At 52.8% G+C, this 22,163-nt stretch carries 20 protein-coding genes and 1 riboswitch; of the genes, 1 reads left to right on the forward strand and 19 read right to left on the reverse strand.

The window, feature by feature from the left end; genetic code table 11:
• Nucleotides 1–164 precede the first annotated feature (164 nt).
• From WFK81_RS16110 to WFK81_RS16195, 18 genes are all read right to left on the reverse strand, one after another.
• Complete coding sequence (locus tag WFK81_RS16110) at nucleotides 165–1,127, reverse strand: ABC transporter ATP-binding protein (RefSeq protein ID WP_336787428.1); 963 nt, start codon at nucleotides 1,125–1,127, stop codon at nucleotides 165–167.
• Nucleotides 1,124–2,131, reverse strand: coding sequence for an ABC transporter ATP-binding protein (locus WFK81_RS16115; RefSeq protein ID WP_336787429.1), 1,008 nt, complete (start codon nucleotides 2,129–2,131; stop codon nucleotides 1,124–1,126). The genes WFK81_RS16110 and WFK81_RS16115 overlap by 4 nt, the downstream gene beginning before the upstream one ends.
• Before the next feature lie 11 nt (nucleotides 2,132–2,142).
• Nucleotides 2,143–3,081 (reverse strand): ABC transporter permease, encoded by a 939-nt coding sequence (locus WFK81_RS16120; protein WP_336787430.1) that lies wholly within the window; start codon nucleotides 3,079–3,081, stop codon nucleotides 2,143–2,145.
• Between the two features lie 3 nt (nucleotides 3,082–3,084).
• A complete protein-coding gene (locus WFK81_RS16125) occupies nucleotides 3,085–4,017 on the reverse strand; it encodes an ABC transporter permease (RefSeq protein ID WP_336774791.1) in 933 nt (310 codons plus the stop codon).
• Between the two features lie 264 nt (nucleotides 4,018–4,281).
• Nucleotides 4,282–5,934, reverse strand: coding sequence for a peptide ABC transporter substrate-binding protein (locus WFK81_RS16130; protein ID WP_336787431.1), 1,653 nt, complete (start codon nucleotides 5,932–5,934; stop codon nucleotides 4,282–4,284).
• Nucleotides 5,935–6,477: 543 nt separating this feature from the next.
• Complete coding sequence (gene glyA / locus WFK81_RS16135; protein ID WP_127497921.1) at nucleotides 6,478–7,725, reverse strand: serine hydroxymethyltransferase; 1,248 nt, start codon at nucleotides 7,723–7,725, stop codon at nucleotides 6,478–6,480.
• 23 nt (nucleotides 7,726–7,748) lie between these two features.
• Complete coding sequence (locus WFK81_RS16140) at nucleotides 7,749–8,351, reverse strand: TIGR01440 family protein (protein WP_336787432.1); 603 nt, start codon at nucleotides 8,349–8,351, stop codon at nucleotides 7,749–7,751.
• 114 nt (nucleotides 8,352–8,465) lie between these two features.
• Entirely contained in the window at nucleotides 8,466–8,924 is a 459-nt protein-coding gene (gene rpiB / locus WFK81_RS16145) for a ribose 5-phosphate isomerase B (RefSeq protein ID WP_336787433.1), read from the reverse strand.
• Nucleotides 8,925–9,024: 100 nt separating this feature from the next.
• Nucleotides 9,025–9,105, reverse strand: a riboswitch (ZMP/ZTP riboswitch).
• A gap of 86 nt (nucleotides 9,106–9,191) precedes the next feature.
• The gene (locus WFK81_RS16150) at nucleotides 9,192–9,770 is read right to left on the reverse strand and encodes a low molecular weight protein arginine phosphatase (RefSeq protein WP_336787434.1); all 579 of its coding nucleotides are present in this window, start codon (nucleotides 9,768–9,770) and stop codon (nucleotides 9,192–9,194) included.
• Between the two features lie 41 nt (nucleotides 9,771–9,811).
• Entirely contained in the window at nucleotides 9,812–10,324 is a 513-nt protein-coding gene (locus tag WFK81_RS16155; protein ID WP_442956070.1) for a manganese efflux pump MntP, read from the reverse strand.
• Nucleotides 10,325–10,443: 119 nt separating this feature from the next.
• The gene (locus WFK81_RS16160) at nucleotides 10,444–11,514 is read right to left on the reverse strand and encodes an L-threonylcarbamoyladenylate synthase (RefSeq protein ID WP_336787436.1); all 1,071 of its coding nucleotides are present in this window, start codon (nucleotides 11,512–11,514) and stop codon (nucleotides 10,444–10,446) included.
• 143 nt (nucleotides 11,515–11,657) lie between these two features.
• Nucleotides 11,658–12,407 carry a stage II sporulation protein R gene (gene spoIIR / locus WFK81_RS16165; protein ID WP_336787437.1) on the reverse strand — a complete coding sequence of 250 codons (750 nt, stop codon included), beginning with the start codon at nucleotides 12,405–12,407 and terminating at the stop codon, nucleotides 11,658–11,660.
• Between the two features lie 624 nt (nucleotides 12,408–13,031).
• A complete protein-coding gene (prmC, locus tag WFK81_RS16170; protein ID WP_336787438.1) occupies nucleotides 13,032–13,979 on the reverse strand; it encodes a peptide chain release factor N(5)-glutamine methyltransferase in 948 nt (315 codons plus the stop codon).
• A 49-nt stretch (nucleotides 13,980–14,028) separates the two neighbouring features.
• Nucleotides 14,029–15,099 (reverse strand): peptide chain release factor 1, encoded by a 1,071-nt coding sequence (prfA, locus tag WFK81_RS16175; protein ID WP_336787439.1) that lies wholly within the window; start codon nucleotides 15,097–15,099, stop codon nucleotides 14,029–14,031.
• A gap of 142 nt (nucleotides 15,100–15,241) precedes the next feature.
• Nucleotides 15,242–15,877 carry a YcnI family copper-binding membrane protein gene (locus tag WFK81_RS16180; RefSeq protein ID WP_336787440.1) on the reverse strand — a complete coding sequence of 212 codons (636 nt, stop codon included), beginning with the start codon at nucleotides 15,875–15,877 and terminating at the stop codon, nucleotides 15,242–15,244.
• Between the two features lie 128 nt (nucleotides 15,878–16,005).
• Nucleotides 16,006–17,622, reverse strand: a complete 1,617-nt coding sequence (locus tag WFK81_RS16185; RefSeq protein WP_336787441.1) for a copper resistance CopC/CopD family protein — start codon at nucleotides 17,620–17,622, stop codon at nucleotides 16,006–16,008.
• 169 nt (nucleotides 17,623–17,791) lie between these two features.
• Nucleotides 17,792–18,892, reverse strand: a complete 1,101-nt coding sequence (gene ychF, locus WFK81_RS16190) for a redox-regulated ATPase YchF (protein WP_127497942.1) — start codon at nucleotides 18,890–18,892, stop codon at nucleotides 17,792–17,794.
• 126 nt (nucleotides 18,893–19,018) lie between these two features.
• Entirely contained in the window at nucleotides 19,019–19,429 is a 411-nt protein-coding gene (locus WFK81_RS16195) for a hypothetical protein (protein WP_336787442.1), read from the reverse strand.
• Between the two features lie 90 nt (nucleotides 19,430–19,519).
• Between WFK81_RS16195 and WFK81_RS16200 the strand changes: the two genes are divergently transcribed.
• Nucleotides 19,520–19,663, forward strand: a complete 144-nt coding sequence (locus WFK81_RS16200; protein ID WP_201002494.1) for a hypothetical protein — start codon at nucleotides 19,520–19,522, stop codon at nucleotides 19,661–19,663.
• A 73-nt stretch (nucleotides 19,664–19,736) separates the two neighbouring features.
• Here WFK81_RS16200 and WFK81_RS16205 read toward each other — a convergent pair whose 3' ends face one another.
• Entirely contained in the window at nucleotides 19,737–22,097 is a 2,361-nt protein-coding gene (locus WFK81_RS16205) for an S-layer homology domain-containing protein (protein ID WP_336787443.1), read from the reverse strand.
• Nucleotides 22,098–22,163: the final 66 nt, after the last annotated feature.

Raw genomic sequence — 22,163 nt, forward strand, 5'->3', positions numbered from 1 at the left:
TAATTCCTCCTGTGTGAATAAGTTATTCCTATAGTCTTGGACACAATCCCGTTTATTATATCACTCTGCCCCCTGCGATGCATCCAGAGTTTTATGGCTATATAACGACGGTTTGTCTACAAAAAAGGACGAAACAGATGTAATCTCTGCTTCGTCCTGTAAAATTATACCGATGCGTAGTGACAGGAAGCAAAATGCCCCTTTTTCACTTCGACAAGTTTAGGTTCAACCGTTTTGCATTTATCCGTTGCCATTGGGCAGCGGGTGTGGAACTGGCAGCCTGCAGGCGGATTAATCGGGCTCGGCAAATCGCCGGCGAGTACAATACGCTCGCGGGTTGCTTCAATTTCCGGATCCGGAATCGGATTGGCAGACAAAAGAGCGCGCGTATACGGATGCGCAGGACTGTTATACAGCTCGCCGCTTTCCGCCAGCTCAACGATTTTGCCAAGATACATAACCGCAACGCGGTCGCTGATATGCTTAACCATCGACAGGTCATGGGCAATAAACAGATAAGTCAGGCCCATTTTGCGCTGCAAGTCCTGCATCAGGTTAACGACCTGTGCCTGGATCGACACGTCGAGCGCGGAGATCGGCTCGTCCGCAATAATGAACTTCGGATCCACCGCAAGAGCGCGGGCGATACCGATCCGCTGGCGCTGACCGCCGGAGAACTCGTGCGGATAACGAGTTGCATGGTCCGGATTCAGACCAACCAGATCGAGCAGATCCTCTACCTTCCGCTTGCGTTCGGCACGGCTTCCCGCCAGGCCGTGAATATCAAGCGCTTCGCCGATAACGTCGGTAATGGTCATCCGCGGATTCAGCGATGCATAAGGATCCTGGAAGATCATCTGCATATCGCGGCGCATTTGCTTCAGCTTTGCGCCCTTCATCTTATAGATATCCTCGCCGTTAAACGTAACGTTGCCGCTTGTAGGCTCGTACAGACGCAGAATGGTACGGCCGGCCGTCGATTTGCCGCAGCCGGATTCGCCAACGACGCCAACGGTCTCGCCTCTGGCGATCGAGAAGTCGATCTCGTTGACCGCCTTCAGAATGTTGCCTCCGCCCAAGTTAAAGAACTTGCGCAAATTATTAACCTTTATTAAAGGCTCGCTCATACGGACACCTCCCGTTTCGCAGGCTTCGCGTAAGGATGCGCCATCCAGCATGCCGATTTATGCGATTCGTTGCCGTCAACCGGCAGAAGCTCCGGATCGTTGTCGACGCAGACGCGCATCGCTTCGTCGCAGCGCGCGCAGAAGCTGCAGCCTACCGGCGGCTTGATCAGATCCGGCGGAGTGCCGAAGATCGGAATAAGCGGCTCGTCTTTTTTCTGATCCAGACGAGGCACCGAGCGAAGCAGGCCTTTTGTATAAGGATGCTTCGGATTTTTGAAGATTTCCCACTTCGTGCCGGTCTCTACCACTTTTCCGGCATACATAACGATAACGCGGTCGCAAATATCCGCAACGACGCCAAGGTCATGCGTGATCAGGATAATGGAAGTTCCCATACGCTCTTGAAGATCCTTCATCACGCGCAGGATCTGCGCCTGAATCGTTACGTCGAGCGCCGTAGTCGGCTCGTCCGCAATAAGAAGCGAAGGATTGCAAGCAAGGGCAATCGCGATCATCGCGCGCTGGCGCATACCGCCGGAGAACTCGTGGGGGTATTGGTTAAAGCGCGCTGCCGGGTTAGGAATGCCTACGAGATTCAACATCTCTACCGCACGGGCGCGGGCAGCCGAAGAGCTCATGCCCTGATGCTTAATCAGGCCTTCCGTAATTTGACGGCCGATGGTCAGCGTCGGGTTCAGCGAGGTCATCGGATCCTGGAAGATCATGCCCATCTCTTTGCCGCGGATGCTTTCCATTTCTTTCGGCGACTTGGACAAGATCTCTTGTCCTTTGAACATAATCGAGCCGCTCGTCATCGCGGGCGGGCTTGGAATAAGACGCATCAGCGTTTGCGCCGTTACGGACTTACCGCAGCCGGACTCGCCAACGATCGCCACGGCTTCGCCTTTATTTATATGAAAGTTAACGCCGCGCACCGCTTGTACGGTACCGCCGCGAACTTTGAAATTAACACGAAGATCATTCACTTCGAGCAAACGTTCCATAGTTGCACCTCCTACTTTTTCATCTTCGGATCAAGTGCGTCGCGCAAGCCGTCACCGAAAATATTAAAGCAAAGCATGGTCAAGCTGAGCAAAATTGCCGGATAAAGCATACGCCATGGATATACAGTCATCGCCTTGATGGCGTCATTAATCAAAGTACCAAGAGACGCGGCCGGCGATTGAACGCCAAGACCAAGGAAGCTGAGGAATGCTTCTGCGAAGATCGCATTCGGAACCGTCATCGTGATGGTAACGATAATCGGGCCCATCGCATTCGGGATAAGATGCTTGAACATAATTCGAACCGGGTTTGCACCGAGTGCACGCGCAGCAAGAACATACTCTTGATTCTTGAGCTGCATAATTTGACCGCGAACGATCCAGGCCATGTTGATCCAGCCCGTAATACTTAAAGCTAAGATGATGGTGAACATGCTTGGTTCCATGACGACAATGAGCAGGATAACAATAAGCAAGCTCGGAATGGAATATAAAATTTCACAGATGCGGTTAAGAATTTCATCGACTTTACCGCCGAAGTAACCCATGATGCTGCCCATAATAACGCCGACAATCAAATCGACAATAGCAGCGTAAATACCAACCTGAAGCGAGATGCCCGCACCCATCCATGTTCTTGCGAACATATCGCGGCCAAGGCCGTCCGTACCGAACCAGTGATCGCCGGATGGCGCTTGGTTGGTTGCCTTCAGGTTATTAGTTGAGAAATCATTGCCTGTAAATTGATGAGCAATAGCTTGGCCAAAAATCGCCATCAGGACGATAAGGGCTAATATCCAAAGGCTGATCATTGCCATACGATTGGATTTCAGACGAAACCAGGCGTCCTTCCAAGCCGAAATACTTTCGCGGACAACCGTCTCCGCCTGCTTCTCGTCATGGCTCAGTTTTTCAAAATCATTAGGCTGCAGCGCAGCTTGTTCCTTCATCGATTAGCCCCCCTTCCTGCTGGTCAATTTAATACGCGGATCTACGAATCCGTAAGCGATATCGGTAAGGAAACGCGCCAGCATCAAAATAACGGCATAGAACAGCGTGAGTCCCATAATAAGCGTGTAGTCACGGTTGGTAATACTGTTGACGAAGAACTTGCCAAGACCGCCGATACCGAATATTTGTTCAATAACTACGGAACCGGTAATAATATTTGCCGTCATTGGACCGATGTAGGTGACAACCGGCATTATGGCGTTACGCAAAGCGTGGCGAACGAGAATCACGCGGCCGGATAAGCCTTTGGCGCGTGCGGTCTTCATATAATCCGCGCTAAGCACTTCCAGCATGCTGGAGCGAACAAGTCGCGCAATAAACGCGGCCGGCAGGAAAGACAGCGCAATGACCGGCATAATAAAGTCCGTCGGGTCATTCAATCCGGCTACGTCGAACCAGCGCAATTTGACGCCAAATACATACTGCAAGAACGGGGCGACAACGAAACTCGGTATCGATACACCAAGTACTGCCAGCAAAATCGTAAAGCCGTCAAGAAACTTGCGGTGGTTAAGCGCAGCAATCAGACCGAACAACACGCCGGCCGCAACCGCCAAAATAATGGCGAAGACACCGATTTGAAGCGAGTAGATAAAACCAGTCTTAATAATATCAACTACAGTAACGTACTGTTGTTTCATGGACATCCCGAGATTAAAGTGAACCAGGTTGTTCAAATAATGCAAATATTGAACGCCCAGCGGATCATTAAGCCCATATTCTTCATTCAAACGCTCTTGAATGGCGGGAGGTATGTTCTTCTCACTTTGGAACGGGTTGCCTGGAATGGCCTTCATCAGAAAAAAAGTGGCCGAGGCCAGTACAAAGATCGATACGATCATGAACAACAGCTTCTGAAGCACATAGCGGACCAAAACGTCATGGCACCTCCTAAAAAGAATGATCACACAAATTGCCATTACCATGGCTATTTGCGATGATTCTTGCATCGTAAGCATGGACTTTAAAATGAACTATCACCTGAATAGCCATGTTTAGCGCCATCATGATGATTCATTACTTTGAAAGCGCAGGCTTTCAAGAATTAAAATGTTTAAACTTCCGAAAGTTAAAAGTGAAAGGGGATATATGCAGCTATCATTGGCCGCATATATCCCTCAATCCGTGCCGAGCTTTAATTACTTCGCTTCGTAGTATCCGCGGTTGTAATCAATGTCGCCTTTGTAGTCGATAAAGATGCCTTTGAAACCAGGCTTAATCATATAAACCGTGCTGTAGTAGTAGATCGGCATAATCGCGCGAGTACCCACTACGATCGATTCAGCTTTGGACATAGCTTCCATACGTTTCGCTTGATCGGCAGTGCTGTAAGCTTCTTTGATCAAATCGTCGTACTGTTTGTTAGCAAAGCCAGTGTTGTTGTTGCCGGATTTCGACGAGAACAGGTCGATGAACGTCATTGGATCATCGTAGTCAGCGCCCCAGCCGCCGCGTGCCACGTCATAGTTCAGGTGGTTACGGTTGTCAAGGAATACGCCCCATTCTTGCTTGCTAACTTCGGTTTTGATACCGAGGTTTTTGCTCCACATTTCAGCAATTGCTTCCGCAATCGCTTGGTGCAGTTCGTTGGTGTTGTAAGTTACTTTAACCGTAGGCATTGCAGTCAGGCCTTCTTCTTTCAGACCTTCAGCAAGCAATGCTTTTGCTTGTTCAACGTCTTCTTTGAAGTAAGCGGAGTCCGGATGCTCTGTACGGTAGTCGTCTTTCTCGCCTTTGATGCCCGGAGGAACGATGCCGTAAGCAGGAATTTGTCCGCCTTTTGTTACGTTGTCAACGATATCTTGACGGCTGATCGCCATCGAGAGCGCTTGACGGATTTTTTCGTTATCGTAAGGCTTTTGCGTTGTATTGAACAGGTAGTAGTAGATCGATGCGCTGCCTTGGATTTTGAACTCATCCGGATTGTTTTGCTTCAGCGTCGGGAATTGTTCGTTAGGGATCAAGCCAGTAGGCATACCCGCATAATCCAGTTCGCCTGTTTGGTACATGCTCAGCTCTGTATTCGAGTCATTAACTTCAGAGAAGACAACCTTGGAGAGCTTGATTTCGTCTTTTGCATAGTAGTTGTCGTTCTTAGCGATTGTAATGGAGTTGTTCTTTTTCCATTCGCTGATTTTGAACGGACCGTTGGATACCAAAGTCGAAACGTCAGTAGCCCATTGCTCGTTTTCTTTAACCGATTTGTGAACCGGATAGAAGACCGTGAAGGACATCAGACCAAGGAAATAAGGAGTTGGCGAGTTCAGCTCAACTTGCAGCGTGTGATCGTCAATCGCTTTAACACCAACATCGTCAGCTTTCACGCTGCCGTCAGTGCCAGTGTTGTAAGCTTCCGCATTCTTGATGTAGTACAGCTGGTAAGCATAAGCGGATGCTGCCGGTTTCAGGTTTGGATCAAGAGCACGCTTCCAAGCGTATTCGAAGTCGCCTGCAGTCACTGGATCACCGTTGCTCCATTTCGCGTCATCGCGAATCGTGAACGTGTATGTTTTGCCGTCATCGGAGATTTTCCACTCTTTAGCGACAGCTGGAACAACATCGCCCTTCTCGTCTTTGCGAGTAAGACCTTCAAACAAACCGTTTACTACAGTTGCAGACACTTGGTCTTGGACCTGAGCCGGGTCAAGGGACGGCGGTTCAGTTGCAAGGTTCATGCGGAATACAGAGCCTTCGCTGCTTCCGGACTCTTGCTTAGGTGTACAGCCGACGGCCACAAGAGCCAGTGCAAGCAGTACGGAAATCATGGTAAAGCCATACTTCTTCTTCGACATTTTACTTCCTCCCCTGGATGTTCTCCTCTTGCTTTCTGTTGTAAAAATTTGACATTACATAATTAAACAATGCGAGAAATAATACGAAACATTGAATAATTATCAATGAACATATGTTCAATCACCCTGTTTTACAAATGTTCAGGCCAAATTAGTACAAAAGTAATGTTAATTAATATACCATTAACAAATATACATAATTTATTATCATTTGTCACGCCCCAGAAATTACATTTCTAAATTTGTCGAAATATGACGAGTTCTGCAGTTTCGTGCAACCCGCTTATATATCATGCTGCAATCGCTTAAGCTTAATTCACAACACAGAGGTTTAACGGCTATCGCACTGAACTGATTCCTGATTCAAATCATAGAAAACAGACAAACAACGAACAATTCCATTACTTCTATACCTGCATAGCGCATTTACTATATCTTTGGCACAAGATCTTATCCAAATTAAGCCTGTTAGAATAAAAAAAGAGGCCATCCCCAAACGGTCGATTGGACCTTTGGGAACAGCCTCTCTTGCAACGATATTTTTTAATATTTCATGTTCGGGTAAAGCGGGAATTGAGCTGTCAGGTCGCGAACCATGCCGGTTGCTTTAGCCAATACCGCTTCGTCTTTCGGGCTCTTCAGCGTCATTGCGATAATTTCGCCGATTGTTTTCATGGCTTTCTCGTCCATGCCGCGGGAAGTAGCAGCCGGCGTACCGAGACGGATGCCGCTAGTTACAAACGGGCTTGTCGGATCGAATGGAATCGCGTTTTTATTCGCCGTAATACCGATCGAGTCAAGAACATGCTCCGCATCGCGGCCCGTAATGTTCAGGCTGCGCGTGTCAATCAGCATCAGGTGGTTGTCCGTGCCGCCGGAAACGATGTTGATGCCTTCCGCAATCAGCGTTTCGGACAATACTTTTGCGTTGTTTACTACTTTTTGCGCGTATTCTTTGAAGGATGGTTGAAGCGCTTCGCCGAATGCTACCGCTTTTGCTGCGATAATGTGCATCAGAGGACCGCCTTGCGAACCAGGGAATACCGCTTTATCGATTGCCGCTGCCCAAGGCTGACGGCAAAGAATCATGCCGCCGCGAGGACCGCGGAGCGTTTTGTGAGTAGTTGTTGTGACGAAATGCGCATGAGGTACTGGGTTTGGATGCAAACCTGCCGCAACAAGACCCGCGATATGAGCCATATCCACCATGAACAATGCGCCTACGTCTTGAGCGATTTGGCCAAGCTTCTCGAAATCAATGGTACGAGGGTATGCGCTCGCGCCGGCAACGATCAGACGAGGACGGTGCTTGAAGGCCGCTTTGCGAACTTCTTCATAGTTGATCGTAAATGTATCTTCTTCTACGCCGTAAGCAACGAAGTTGTACAAAAGACCGGATGCGTTAACCGGGCTGCCGTGCGTCAAGTGACCGCCGTGAGCAAGGTTCATGCCAAGGACCGTGTCGCCTGGTTTGAGGACGGCAAGGTATACCGCCATGTTTGCTTGCGCGCCGGAGTGAGGCTGAACGTTCGCATGCTCGGCGCCAAAGATTTCTTTCGCGCGTTCGCGTGCGATGTCTTCCACAATGTCCACGTGCTCGCAGCCGCCGTAGAAGCGTTTGCCTGGGTAGCCTTCTGCATATTTATTCGTCAATACCGAACCCATAGCTTCCAGAACCGCTTCGCTTACGATGTTCTCGGATGCGATCAGCTCGATGTTGTCGCGTTGGCGCTGCAGCTCAAGGCCCATTGCCTTTAATACTTCAGGATCTTGGTTACGTAAGTTTTCCATTGTGAAAAGCCTCCTAAATATAATTAGTCGCATGTTCCCGACGTCTGCTCTGACGCCAGGCCGCTGTCTTCCAAAGTGTAAACCGCACGTGCGCCGCCAATCAGCTTAGGCCGCGAAAAAGCCATCGTGACATGAGCTGCGCCAATCGACCGGATGGACGGTCTGACCGGAACGGCAACCCGGCGCAGGTGCATGCCGATAAAGGTGTCGCCGATATCGAATCCGGCATGTGCCTGAACGGTCTCAACCAGGCAGGCGTTCGGCAAATGCCGGAATGCATACGCAGCCATTGAACCGCCTGCTTTCGGAACGGGAATGGCCGCAACCTCTTCCAGTCCGTACTTGTCCGCCGCCTCACGGGGGAGGACAAGCGCCCGGTTCAAATGCTCGCAGCACTGATAAACCGGATAAAAGCCTATATCCTTCCGGACCGCTTCAATGCCTGCATAGATCTGAGCGGCTGTCTCGACCGTTCCCGAAGTCCCGATCCGGTGACCAAGCACCTCGCTTGTGCTGGTCCCGATAACCAGCAGCTGGCCGGCTTTTAATCCTCCTGCCGTAACAAGCTCCCGCACAATGGTCTCCACATCGGCTGCAATAGCAATGGTTTCCTGTTGATTGTTCATTGTACATACCTCCTGCAAAGATAAGAATGATCACACAAATCGCTTAAGGATTAATTACACCAATGGCCTGTTAATTAAGCGGTTAATGATAATTCTTGCTTCGAAAGCATGGACCTAAGGATGAACCGTATATTGCTGCTCGATTTCCTTCACTTTCCGGACACGCCCTACATGGCGCTCGCCGTTCGAGAACGGTGTTTCCATCCAGATGCGGACAATTTCCTGCGCAAGGCCAGGGCCGATAATACGCTCGCCCATCGCAAGCACGTTTGTATCGTTATGCTCACGGGTTGCTTGTGCCGAAAACATATCATGCACCAGCGCGCAGCGGATTCCCGGAACTTTGTTCGCCGCGATCGACATGCCGATACCCGTGCCGCAAATCAGAATGCCGCGGTCAGCTTGGCCGCTGGCCACTCTGTCCGCTACAGGCAGCGCATAATCGGGATAATCCACCGACTGGCTGCAGTCGCAGCCCAAGTCTTCAATTTCATGACCAAGCGATAAAAGAAACGGAACAATTTCATCTTTCAGACGGTAACCCGCATGATCTGCACCTATTGCAATTTTCAACGCAAAACCCTCCTGCTAGTTGTCGAATCATACGGACTTATTATACCTAAAATCCTCAAAAAGACGAAAAAAGAGCATGACATGCTATGACTAGCATGCTGCTCTTTGCCCAGGCGACCGGCCGTATGTTCCGATGCTCCACCGTGGTTACCCACTTCCGTCGCCAGTTACATCGGAAACCGTCTTTGTTACCTTCATGATAGCTTATTCAAGCGTGAAAATCAATCAAATATACGCATGAATCCAGCCTAATTCCGGCATGGATTATCATCCCTTTTTAAGCGCTTGGAGAAGGGCCTTCAGGCTCTCTTCGATTTCTTTGGCGCAGCTTTCATACATGCCAAGCGTTCCGCCAAACGGATCAGCGATATCAAAGCTCGGGATCCGGCGTTCCAGCTCCAGAAGACGCGAACGCTCCGCGGCCGACAGCTGCTGGCCCAGCACCTGCTTCATATGCATCTCCGTATAAAGACGCTCGAGCTCTTCTATATCCGCCTGAACAGCGGTATCCTGATTCACATATTCTTTAAGCGTATAAGCTTTGTCCACGGCTTCCGGGAAATAGTTGAGCAAGCCGCGTTTGTGTCCGGCCGTCATCGTCAGGATAAGGTCCGCCCAAGCAACGGCTTCTCCGCTTAACGCGCGCGACGAGCCCCGATGCTCAACCGATTTGCCGCGCAGCGTTGTAGCGGCATGAGCCGAGATCGGCAGACCGTCAATGGTGGATACCCCGGCAGAACGGACCTCGAGCGGAATTCCTTGCTGCTCCGCCATTGCCCTCAGCATGGCTTCCGCCATCGGCGAACGGCAGGTATTGCCGGTACAAACAAACAAGATGCGCGTCATGCTGCAATCCCCTTTCTGGTATGGCTGATTCCATCGTTGTATTAAAATATAAATAACAGACCGAAAATGAGCAAGATCGCCCCGCCCAGCGCTTCACCGTAGCCGCCCAGATTCTCGCTGACCCGGCGCCCAAGCAGCAACCCCAGCACGGACATCAATCCGCCAAAAAAGCCAAACAATAAAACCGTCAGCAGAATATCGGCCTTGAACATGCCGAGTGTTACGCCAACGGAGAAGGAGTCGATGCTGACGCTGAACGCAAACAAAAACGTTCCGACCGAGGAACGGTAGTCCATCGATTGGGCCGATTCCCCTTTGAGCGAGTTGTAAATCATGTGTCCGCCAAGCAAAAGCAGCAATACGCCTGCAGCCATCGTCGCAACATGTCCAAGCAGACCGCTGACGAAATGTCCGGCGTAGATGCCGCCAAGCGGCATCAACACATGGAATAACGCGATGATGCCGCTTATCCGGAGCACGTCGCGCAGGCGAATCCCCTTCAGCCCGATTCCGATTCCTAACGAAAAAGCATCCATGCCAAGCGCAACCGCCATAATGAGCAGTGTCGCGAATTGTCCGGCTTGCAAAGTTGCATCAGTCACGCTATCGCCCCCATGTCCACATCCATTCTTAACCAAGATATGCGGACAAGGGGACAAACATACTACTTACTCTATAGGCGGACGATTTGATATCCAGCCGCCTTCGCCAGACGGTTCATCAGTGCGAGGCCGATTCCTTCTTCGGAGCAGCCCTCCGCCCATATTCGCTGCACGCCTTCCGAGTCAAACCGGCGAAGTGCGGCATACAGGTTATGCGCCGCCTGCTCGAGACGCAGCTCGCTGCCGTAACTGAGAACGAGGTCGGCATCATAAGCGCCTGCTCTTTCGTCGAACGTCAGGACTCCGGTCTTCAAAGGCGTTGTTTTTGAAGCGTTTATTTGTTCCTGAATATATCGTACCGCATTTGCCGGTTCCCCTAACACGATCCGAAGATCACCCTTTGGAGCGTAATGCGTATATTTCATGCCCGGCGAACGCGGCGCCTCCGTTACATCCGATTTGACTGCGGCAGGGGCGTCGATTGCCGCTTCCGGCGCTGCGCTCTGCAGCCGCTCGGCCGTAATGCCTCCGGGGCGGAGAATACGGATTGTATTCGAATCCGGCAGCTCAATGACGGTTGACTCCAGCCCGACGCCCGTTGCGCCACCGTCCACGATTCCGCTGATTTTGCCGCCCAGATCCTCGAGCACATGGGCTGCAAGCGTAGGACTGGGCCGGCCGGAACGGTTCGCGCTTGGGGCTGCTACCGGACAGCCGGATTGCCGGATGAGGGCAAGCGCGGCGGGATGGTCCGGCATCCGGACGCCGACGGTTGCGAGCCCTGCCGTAACAAGCGGAGATACTGCATCGGTGCGTACCGGAAGCACGATCGTAAGAGGGCCGGGCCACAACTCTTTCATCAGCCTGCGGGCAAGCTCAGGATAAGGAAGCAAAAGCTCCGCCAGCTGATTTTCATCCGCGATATGCACGATAAGAGGGTTATCCGAAGGACGGCCTTTTGCCTTGAATATGCCTTCAACCGCCTTTGTGTTACGCGCATCGGCTCCTAGTCCGTATACCGTTTCGGTCGGAAATGCAACCAGTTCTCCATCCCGCAGCAATTCCGCCGCTTCCCCCAGTTGCCCGGCAAGCGCATCGGATGAAGCGGCGTCCGGAACCCGCCAAACTTTCGTTGTTGTCATCTCTATCCTTCAATCCCTGCTATTCAAAGTAATCGTTCATCAACTAACTGCCCCCATTATAGCATATACGCTCTAAAATGCAGAGCAGCGGCCCTTTACCGGGCGACTATGCGCCTTGAAAGAACCGCCGCGTGCAGCTTGCATTAGAACAGGCTTTTCAGCCAATTGATAAATTGTTCAATGATTTCGAGCAGAAAAAACTTCGCTTGCGGCGCCTCGCCTTGCTTGCTCTCGTCCTGCGACTTTTGAACGGAAGCGGATTTGCTGTCTTTGCTGTCGGAAGCTTTTTCAACCTTTGCGTTATCTTTATGGCCGACGGAAGCGGTTTTCGCCGTCTCCGCTTTCGCGGCATCAGCATCCGGGTCGGCTGCAGCGGCTTCGCCGGTTGCAGCGTCAATGAAGCACAGCGGCGGGAAAAGTACGCACCACCAGTTCTGTCCTTTGCCTTCGCCAAGCGTAATCAGAAGAGCTTCATAGTTGCCTGCCGGATACACTTCGTTGCTGTACATTTTCGTCGGGAACGGAACTTGCCCGAGCTCGGCTTGGTAACCATAATCAAACCCGCGGCTCGTCAATACGTCAGCCACAATTCCTTCGATTTCACTCATATGATCACGCACCGTTTGGCGCGCTTCTTCAATCGTTTGCGGACCCGTAACCCAGCTGTCCATGGCTTTCACGACAGCGTCGCGGACAACGCGCTTGACGGCCTGATCGGCAGGCGAGTCCGAATTAGCCAAGATGCGCAGACGAATGGAATCCTGCGGAATAATCGTATCGACCACAGCCGCATCCGTGCGCTGCTGCTCCCAGCTCATTACAAGGACAAACAAAACGACAATCAACAAAGCATAAGATTTACGGAAATAAAAAAGGGAATTAGTGCGGTTCATATAACACAAGCTCCTCTCGATCGCACCCGTCGGTGCATCAGCTTGCGTTCCGGAACGTATCTATCCGTCATTATGTCCGCGTTCCCGGCTCTATAAACCTAGCAGGAAAATGAAAATGATAGAGTTGTTTTCATAACAACTTCTTAATTTATAGAGGTGGCTGTAACACGGTTTTTCCGTGTTGCAGTGGGGAATGGCGGAGGCTGCGCAACGGGTAGGGGGCTGTAACACGGTTTTTCCGTGTTGCAGTGGGGAATGGCGGAGGCTGCGCAACGGGTAGGGGGCTGTAACACGGTTTTTCCGTGTTGCAGTGGGGAATGGCGGGGGCTGCGCAACGGGTAGGGGGCTGTAACGCGGTTTTTCCGTGTTGCAGTGGGGAATGGCGGGGGCTGCGCAACGGGTAGGGGGCTGTAACGCGGTTTTTCCGTGTTACAGCCGGGAATGGCGGGAGCTACGGCACGGGTAAGTGGCTGTAACACGGTTTTTCCGTGTTGCAGTGGGGAATGGCGGGGGCTACGGCGCAGGCAGGTGGCTGTAACACGGTTTTTCCGTGTTGCAGCCGAGTATATACAAAAAAACACGCTGCCGGCATCGAATGATGCGCTGGCAGCGTGTTTGAAGATGTTACTCTTTGGTGCGGACGGCGATGACATGCCGCTCGATGCCGCCATAGTCGGCAATGATGCGGATGTCGTCCCATTCCCCGACATTCCGCAGCAGCGCGGCTACGTCCCGGGCTTGGCCCATGCCAAGCTCAAAGGCGACAATACGCGGCAGCTGCGCAAGAGAAGGCAGCTGCTCCACCATGCGGCGGTACGGATCCAGCCCGTCCGCCCCGCCGTCCAGCGCGAGGCGCGGCTCGTAATCGCGCACCTCGGGCTGGAGGCCCGCGAGATCATCCGCCGGAATATACGGCGGATTGGACACAAGCACGTCGATGCGGACATCCTCCGCATCGGATGCCCCTGCGGCGCCGCGCTTCGCAAACGGCGCCAGCAGGTCGCCCTGCGCGAACGCCATGCGCCCCGCCGCCCCGTGGCGGGCCGCGTTCGCGCGGGCGACCGCAAGCGCGTCCGGCGACAGATCGGACGCGATTACGCGCCACCCGGGACGCTGCGAAGCAAGCGTCACGCCGATGGCGCCGGTGCCGGTGCCGACGTCAACCACCGTCGGCACTGCAGCCCCATCCTGCGGCCACAGCTTATCGGCCGCCTCAAGCACGGCCTCGACGAGCAGCTCCGTCTCCGGCCGCGGAATAAGCGTGGCCGGCGTCACCGTAAACGGCCGGCCGTAGAACCATTCCTCGCCGATGATATACTGCACCGGCTCGCCCGCCGCTTTGCGGCGGATAAGCTCCACCCATTCCGCGGCATGTTCCGCCGGAAAGGGCTCGCCGAAGTCGCGCAGCATCGCCGAACGCTCGATGCCAAGCAAATGCAGCAGCAGCCGCTCTACATTGGAGCGCGGCTCCATAACGCCAAGCTCCGCCAAAAACGAAGAAGCCTGCATGCAGGCTTCCCTAATGGTAAACGACGGCGCAAAAAACACCCGTTCGTCTTTATGATCATTCATCTCTCTAGCGTCCCTTCCTCGGGAGTCTTTGGACTCGAAGGTCTCGGTCTTAGTTAAGCTCTCTCTCCAGCAATTCAGCCTGCTCGGCAATCGTCAGCGACGATACGATCTCTTCCATATCGCCGTTCATAACCGAATCCAGCTTGTGCAGCGTCAGACCGATACGATGGTCCGTTACGCGGCTTTGCGGGAAGTTATACGTGCGGATACGCTCGCTTCGGTCGCCTGTGCCAACCTTCAGCTTGCGCTCGCCTGCGTATTTCGCCTCTTCTTCCTGGCGGCGGATATCGTAGATGCGGGCACGCAATACTTGCAGCGCCTTCGCTTTGTTCTCGTTCTGCGATTTGCCGTCTTGGCAGGTCGCCATAATGCCGGTAGGCACGTGAAGCACTCGAACCGCCGACTTCGTCGTATTAACGGACTGACCGCCTGCGCCGCTGGAGCAGAACGTATCGATCCGGATATCTTTATCGAGAATTTCAACCTCGACCTCTTCAACCTCCGGCATAACCGATACGGTCGAAGTCGACGTATGGATACGTCCGCCCGATTCCGTTACCGGAATACGCTGGACGCGGTGAGCGCCGCTTTCGTATTTCATTTTGCTGTAGGCGCCTTTGCCGTTGATCATGAAGATAACCTCTTTGAAGCCGCCCAGATCGTTCTCCGAAAGATCCATGAGTTCTACGCGCCAGCCCTGGGTATCCGCGTATTTCGTATACATGCGGTACAGATCGGAAGCGAACAGCGCCGCTTCGTCCCCGCCTGCCGCGCCGCGGATCTCGACGATAACGTTCTTGTCATCGTTAGGGTCCTTCGGCAGCAGAACGATGCGGATTTTTTCATCCAATGCGGCCTTGCGCTCGGACAGCTCTTCAATCTCCATCTTAACCATCTCGCGCATTTCGTCGTCGAGCTTCTCGCCTTGCATAATCTTGGCGTCTTCGAGCTGCTCCGACACTTGCTTATATTCTGTGAAGGCTTCATAAGCCTCTTGTAAATCCGATTGCTCCTTGGAATATTCCCGCAGGCGCTTCGGATCACTGGCTACATCCGGATCGCACAACAGTTCACTTAACTTCTCGTAACGGTCTGCGAGCGCTTGTAAACGGTCCAACACAATGATTCACCTCTATGATTTTCCTTAATGGTATCACTCATTATAGCACAACGGACCCGCGTTTTCGACTGGTGTATTTGCCTAAGTCGCCCGAAAGGGGCTCAGCGTCTTCCCTAAGGAAAACGGAGCCCCTTCATCCTGTTTATTTCTTGTTTTTTCTAGCTGCCATTACAAAAGCCGATGCGCCAAGCGCCAGCGCGATAATGGACAAGGTCAGCGGCAGCTTGCTATCCGAATCCTTCGCATCGCTTGCATCCGCCGCGGCGCCGGCATCATGCCCGTGCCCGTCGCCTTCTGCGACAGCCGCGGTTACCGTTGTCACGGAAGCCGGTTTATCCGAGCCGTCCGCTCCAACCCACTCGACAACTTTGTTATCGCTGTAAGTCTGATAAGCCTTCCATACGAGCTTGGTGGCATCCTCGTTTACTTTGCCGCTCATGCGGAATTCGGTAAATTCGGTTTCGCTGAGGCCGCCGCCTTCCGCAGCCGTCCAGGTAATGCTTGTTACAACGCCGTTTGCATCCTTTTCCAGCTCGCTGGTCCAACCCGGCTTAGGCTCAACGCGGGAAATCACCGCGCCGTCCGCCACCTTAACCTGCACCTTGACGGTGTTAACGCCTTTTTCCTCGCTAGGCACGCGTACCGCGAATACCTGATACGAATTGGCCGGCACGGATGGCGGCTGAACCGTTACGTGGGCGCTTGCCACGCCTGCGAACATCATCAGGCACACGGCCATTGCGGCCGCTATTACCCATTTTTTCATCTGCTTCTTCATCTGACGCATCTCCCTTTCTGATCATGAGCCTGTCGTGCGCTTCTCTGACATGAGTATATAACCCGAGCAGGATGCGTGACATGACTCGAAAGGGCTATCCGGATATGACTATTATGTGTCCGCCCGTTCTAATAATTCCGGAACGCAGTTTCCCGCACAAGCTCATTATCGTCCTGATCCATGACGCGGATCTCGGCCGTCCATTTGGAGGCGTACGGCAGGAATGGACCCTTCGCTTCATAGGACGCGCTAATGTAGCCCGGGAAAGCATCGTTAGGCTGGCTGTCGTCCTTCACCAGCGGAATATCGATCGGGGCATCCTTCTTGGCGTCAGAGTGCAGCCGCAGAATAACCGACTTAGGCGCCCCAGACGCTTCGGGCAGCCAGACGTGGAGAGAAATCGCATTGTCACCGCCAGGCACGTTAGGCGATACGTTAAACGTTACATGCATATCCTCGCCCATCTGGTGGAAGTTATAAGGCTCGTTTGGAGGCAGCGGACTCATATAAGTAAACACGGCTGCAATCGCCACGATACAGGCCATCATAATAGCATCCGCCTTCAGCAGACTTCCGGCCGGGAAGCCGCTTTTTTTCATCCGGAGACGCAGCAGAATACCCGTCATAAGCACCGCGACCACAAGTATAACCTTAACCGTAAGCAGTCCGCCCCATGTGGTCAGCCATAAATAAGACAGCTTCGGCAGGAACAGCAGCGTCATGGTCACCCCGCTGATTACGAGCACAACAAGGGAGATCAAGGCGCCCTGGGAGAAGCTTGCGCCAAACCGCCCCGCTTCCTTCCGGTCCGCATACCAGACGTACAGAAGCACGGCCAGACCGCCCGCCCAAACCGCGGAGGCAATCAAATGGATAAAATCAAAAGCAATCGTCAGCACCTTCTGGTCGTTTGCCGCCGGATGGCCGATCAGGCTTTCCACGCCAAGCAGCAGAACCACCCACAGCAGACGGACAAACTTCCCTTTGAACCGCTGAGCCGCAAAACCAAGCAGAACCAGGACAATCAGCTCAAGCCATGCCCGTCCGGTAGCGGTATTCGTAAACAGCGACCCCCAGGAGGAGATCGGCTGGCCTTTCATCAATTCATTAACCTGCAGGAAAATATGAACCAGTACCGTAAGCAAAAGCGCCCGCAGGCCAATCACGGACAACCGCTTGAAGGCCGACTGCAGCGATTCGCTTGGCTTCCGGATAAAGACCGACCATAAAGCAATGCCTGTCGCCAGCAGCAGCGCAGCATAATAAAGCACCCGCACGGCATACAGCATGTTTTGCTGCATTCCTTTGGAGCTGCTTACTTGCGTGGCAAACGTCTCTCCGTCCTTCCAGTCGGGCGGATTGCCTACAACAAACGCATAAGAACCGCTGACCGGATGGCCATCCTCGGAAATGATATGGTAGGAGACCGAATAAACGCCATCTCCAAGCGCAGGAAGAGCTGCCTTAAGGGTTGTTCCGCCATTCTCCAGAACAAGGTCTTCCGTCTTTATTTTGTTCGATTGGGAATCGACGACTTCCAAGGATCCCGCCCCGGGCTCAACCGCCTCGTTAAACGTAAGCTCCACAAAAGGCGGCGACTCGGCAAGCTTCGCATTCGCGGCGGGAACGGTCTTCTCCAGAGTCGCATGCGCAAAAGCCTGCGGCGCAAGCGCTAATGCCAATACAACAAGCAGCATGACCGCTGCCAGAATTCGTTTCGGAAACGTATGTAGATTTGCTGTCATGACAACACCATACTCCTATTCTTTAGCTTCCTTCCCATTGTACGACTGCAAGCCCCTTTCCGCATGACTCGTTAGAGCTACGCACGGACAAAAGGCATGTTCGGCAAAAAACAGAACAAAACGGTATTGCCCTCCCAATGAGAACAATACCGCTTTTTTCCCGCTGCTATTAAACGTTGAAACGGAAGTGCATAACGTCGCCGTCCTGCACCACGTATTCTTTGCCTTCGAGGCGCAGCTGGCCTCTTTCTTTTGCCGCGTTCATCGTACCGGCCGCAGCCAGGTCCTCGAACGATACAACCTCGGCGCGAATGAAGCCGCGCTCGAAGTCGGTATGGATAACGCCGGCCGCTTGCGGAGCCTTCATGCCTTTACGGATGGTCCAGGCACGAACCTCCTGCACGCCGGCCGTAAAGTACGTATACAAGCCAAGCAGCTTGTACGCCGCGTTGATCAGACGGTTAAGACCGGATTCCTGCAGGCCCAGCTCTTCGAGGAACATCGCTTTGTCTTCGCCTTCCAGCTCAGCGATCTCTTCTTCCACCTTCGCGCTGATTGGCACCACTTGCGCTCCCTCGGCAGCTGCGAATTCACGCACCGCTTGCACAAACTTGTTATTATCCGTGTCCGCAACTTCCGACTCGGCTACGTTTGCCGCATACAGCACCGGCTTCATCGTGAGCAGGTGAAGATCCCGGATAATGAGTTTCTCGTCATCGGACAGCTCTACGCTGCGCGCAGGCTGATCGTTGTACAGAGCTTCTTTGACGCGTTCCAGCACTTCCACTTCAAGGGCGATTTTTTTGTCGCCGCCTTTCAGGTTTTTGCGGGAACGCTCGATTTTTTTCTCAACGGACTCGATGTCCGCCAGAATCAGCTCAAGGTTGATGGTTTGGATATCGCCAAGCGGATCCACTTTGCCGTTTACGTGCGTGATGTTCTCGTCTTCGAAGCAGCGTACAACGTGAACGATCGCGTCTACCTCGCGGATATGGGCGAGGAACTTGTTGCCAAGGCCTTCGCCTTTGCTTGCGCCTGCCACAAGGCCGGCAATATCAACGAATTCGAAGGCAGTCGGAACCGTTTTGTTCGGCTGCACGAGCTCTGTCAGTTTGTCCAGACGATAGTCCGGCACCTCTACCACGCCAACGTTCGGGTCAATCGTACAGAACGGATAGTTTGCGGATTCCGCTCCTGCTTGCGTAATTGCATTAAATAAAGTGGACTTGCCGACGTTCGGCAGACCAACGACACCTGCTTTCAAAGCCATGAAATAAGACACCCCATTTTCCGAAGTAACAATCTCACGTCATTATACCCGATGGCCGCTTACAATAAAAGCCCTAACACAAGGCAGGCCGCTCTTCCAAAAATGGGGCGCCGTCACCCGGCTGCGTTATTTTTTATAGAAGGATAAACCGAATAAATAACCGGCAAGAACATTAAAAATAGCTTCGTTCTTGTCATCAAGAACAATCCGGCTAAGCGTCCCGTATGTACCTTCTGCCCCGGTATACAGCTTGCCGTAATTGACGGCCGCCACATAGTTCAGTACCACGATAACGATCGACAGCATTAACGTGAACTGCGTTTCTTTCAGGCGGAACCGGAACTCGCCTTTGCCGATCAGATGAAGACTTGCCCCAAAGCCAAATGTAATGCCGAAGAGAACAAACAGGAACTTGGCCGTCACATCCGGATCGCCGTTACGGATTAGAAATTCGTTGCTTGCATAAACAACAAGCATGGTAAACAAAAGGAACAGGATGAACACCAGATACTTGAATACCGCTGACTTCTTAACCATTTTCTGCACCCCTTATGTTGTGTAACGCAATTGCATGCCAAACCCTCCCCGCGCCCATACTAACAGGGACCAGGAGGTGAAACCTACACGATGGAAAATCAAACCCACAAAGGCAATTATAAAGGGACAACGGCCATGAAGGCAAAGAACCAAGATATGGCATTTGTCAATGATACGATTGAGGATGCGAAGTCGGTTACAAACTTCTCCTCCAAGAACAAAAAAACGGACTAATCGAAACATAAAGCCCCCGCTCGGAAGCTGCCACGGCAGCGAACCAAACGGGGGCTTCTTTATTGAATTGGCCTCAATTGCGCAGCGGCGCCTCCTGAAGCTCGGCCCTTGTCTGCAGGAAGCGGAAGAAGGCTACGGAAGCTTCTGCTCTCGACACCTGCTTAGCCGGCTGGAAGTTGCCGCCTGACAGCGTCATAATTTTCAATCCGACAACAATTGCCGCCTGGCCCTTCTTCTCCATCTTGTCTGCATCCTTGAAGCTGATATTGAACAGATTATCGTAATTGGCGAGGGAGTTGTATCCGAGCGCACGGACAATCAACTCCGCCATCTCTTCGCGGTCCACCTTGCCGTCCGGATTAAACGAACCGTCGCCAATATCGATCAGATTTTGCCGCAGCGCGCTTTCGACGTATACATAATATTGATTTTTCGTGCCGACGTCGGCAAAAGATGCGGATGCCGACGAATCCGCCGCCCCTGCATACAATACCGGCGGACGACCGCTGTTCATGGCGAGCACCAGCATCTTGATCAGCTCGCCGCGGGTGACGATTTCGTTCGGACGGACCTTGCCGTCCTTCACGTCAAGCGCTTTGTAGGCGACCATCAGCTCCAGCTGACGCTGCGCCCAATGGCCGTCAATATCGGTAGCCTTCGGCTTCTCCAGCTGGGTAACGTCTCCGGTGTCGCGGTTTCTCCAGCTGCCCGATACCGCGTCCAGGAAGATGGATTCATCAAGCTGGCGAGGAACTAACCGGTAGATCAACTGAGCGTTTGTGTTGGATTCCACATCCGACGGCTTGATCTCACCGGCTGCCAGCAGCACTTTATATTTTTCCGCCGGAATCGGCTGGCCTTGATACACATAATTTTGCGTCAAATAATAAGTCAGCTCCGTCCGGTAGTAGGTCATCCACTTCTCAATGGCCTGTGCCGGCGTGATAACCTTAGGCGCCGTCTCCGGGTATTTATACGGATTGATGCTGGCGTCGTAGCTGCGCACTGCCCCCGTATTCGAGTCGATGGATACGTTCACGTTGTCATAATCGGCCGTTGCGCCGTTAATCTTGTGAACGAAGCTGAAATAATACGTATCGATATACGGCATTTTATCCAGATCGTATTGCGACTTATCGCGCTTCACGATATACAGCTCATCCGCCGCCCAAGGAAGCTGCTTCTTCACCGCTTCAATGGCTTTGGCTTCCGCCTGGTCGTAGGACAGGGCAGGGCTCGCGCTGGCATTCTGATTGTTTTGATAAGAATAGAAGCTGCTGATAAATCCTGTCCGGCTGTTAATTAATGCCGATGCGGAACCGATGGTGTCCTTTCCGTTCTTCAGCTCCCATTCGAGTCTCCAGCTCGCAACCGTCGCACCGGCAGCATCATCCGCGTTCTCGTAATAGTTGGCGCCGTTGTACACCGCGTTAGAAGGAAGAGGGAAAGCAGCCATTACCGCTTGCTTCGCCTGTTCTTCGGTCAAATTAACCGCTCCGGGAGCCGCTCCCAGCGGTTTATCCGCTAACGGCGTCTCCGATACCTGATTGGAATCGATGAATCCGCTCTGTACCGTTTTGCCGGTCACCGCGTCAATCGCAAAAGCTCCCATATCGTAGCTCAGAACCGGCTTGCTTGGCCCCTGCGGATTATACGGAATAACGTAACGCAGTTCAGGCTTCGCCTGCTCAATGAGATTTTTCTTCGCCTCATCGGCCGTCAGCTTGGCATCCACCTTCGGAAATTGAATCGTATCGTCCCACTGCAGGGTGTAGCGCAAGACATGCCCTTCGCTGTCCACATCAAGCTCAATATAGTTATCCACGTAAGGAATATCATGGACAACCCGGTCAAATCTGAGCGTGTGGCGCACTTCCCCGGTCAGAGGAGGCAGCTGCTGAGCGCCGTATTCCGGATTAAATTTCACTTGATTCTTGTAGGTTGGCGCAACCTCCGACAAGAAGGAATAAGCAATCTTCTGCGCGGCTTCCCGCTCGACCTTCAGCGGGTAGGTAGGCTTTGCGCTAGGATTGTCGAGGTAGGTACCGTAATCAAGAAGCTGACCGGTATCCGCATTCAGCCGTACATAGATGCTGCCTTTGTTTTTGCCGTTTACCTTGTACACAAAATCAAGACCCCATACGCTGCGTTTACCGCCGGCCAGCGTATCGGACGAGAGCGAAGCTCCTTGCAGCGTGTACTCCTTCGGGACGCTTACGATCTGCCGGGCGAGTGACTCCGCTTTTTCCTTCGTTACCTTCACATTAACGGGCGCAACCGCGCTTCCATCCGATGCGGCGGCATCTCCTGATACCGATACGGCCGAAGCTGCAGGTTTGTCAGCGCTTTCGGCAAAGGCAGCGGCAGGAATACCGCTCGTCAGCATAACCGCCGTTGCCAGCACGGCCAGCTTCTTGCGATGATTCATCATCATAACGAACCTCCTATGCTTTTCCATTCTTGTTAATCAGCTAAATAGACGTGGCAGCTGCTCCGGAAG

The sequence above is a fragment of the Paenibacillus sp. MMO-177 genome, from assembly GCF_037147795.1.
Lineage (GTDB): Bacteria > Bacillota > Bacilli > Paenibacillales > Paenibacillaceae > Pristimantibacillus.

Bases quoted from the DNA above. Each gene is read 5' to 3' on its own strand.
- WFK81_RS16110 (WP_336787428.1), bottom strand. From the start codon at position 1,127: ATGAGCGAGCCTTTAATAAAGGTTAATAATTTGCGCAAGTTCTTTAAC.
- WFK81_RS16115 (WP_336787429.1), bottom strand. From the start codon at position 2,131: ATGGAACGTTTGCTCGAAGTGAATGATCTTCGTGTTAATTTCAAAGTT.
- WFK81_RS16120 (WP_336787430.1), bottom strand. From the start codon at position 3,081: ATGAAGGAACAAGCTGCGCTGCAGCCTAATGATTTTGAAAAACTGAGC.
- WFK81_RS16130 (WP_336787431.1), bottom strand. From the start codon at position 5,934: ATGTCGAAGAAGAAGTATGGCTTTACCATGATTTCCGTACTGCTTGCA.
- glyA (WP_127497921.1), bottom strand. From the start codon at position 7,725: ATGGAAAACTTACGTAACCAAGATCCTGAAGTATTAAAGGCAATGGGC.
- WFK81_RS16140 (WP_336787432.1), bottom strand. From the start codon at position 8,351: ATGAACAATCAACAGGAAACCATTGCTATTGCAGCCGATGTGGAGACC.
- WFK81_RS16150 (WP_336787434.1), bottom strand. From the start codon at position 9,770: ATGACGCGCATCTTGTTTGTTTGTACCGGCAATACCTGCCGTTCGCCG.
- WFK81_RS16155 (WP_442956070.1), bottom strand. From the start codon at position 10,324: ATGGCGGTTGCGCTTGGCATGGATGCTTTTTCGTTAGGAATCGGAATC.
- WFK81_RS16160 (WP_336787436.1), bottom strand. From the start codon at position 11,514: ATGACAACAACGAAAGTTTGGCGGGTTCCGGACGCCGCTTCATCCGAT.
- spoIIR (WP_336787437.1), bottom strand. From the start codon at position 12,407: ATGAACCGCACTAATTCCCTTTTTTATTTCCGTAAATCTTATGCTTTG.
- prmC (WP_336787438.1), bottom strand. From the start codon at position 13,979: ATGAATGATCATAAAGACGAACGGGTGTTTTTTGCGCCGTCGTTTACC.
- WFK81_RS16180 (WP_336787440.1), bottom strand. From the start codon at position 15,877: ATGAAGAAGCAGATGAAAAAATGGGTAATAGCGGCCGCAATGGCCGTG.
- WFK81_RS16185 (WP_336787441.1), bottom strand. From the start codon at position 17,622: ATGACAGCAAATCTACATACGTTTCCGAAACGAATTCTGGCAGCGGTC.
- ychF (WP_127497942.1), bottom strand. From the start codon at position 18,892: ATGGCTTTGAAAGCAGGTGTCGTTGGTCTGCCGAACGTCGGCAAGTCC.
- WFK81_RS16195 (WP_336787442.1), bottom strand. From the start codon at position 19,429: ATGGTTAAGAAGTCAGCGGTATTCAAGTATCTGGTGTTCATCCTGTTC.
- WFK81_RS16200 (WP_201002494.1), top strand. From the start codon at position 19,520: ATGGAAAATCAAACCCACAAAGGCAATTATAAAGGGACAACGGCCATG.
- WFK81_RS16205 (WP_336787443.1), bottom strand. From the start codon at position 22,097: ATGATGATGAATCATCGCAAGAAGCTGGCCGTGCTGGCAACGGCGGTT.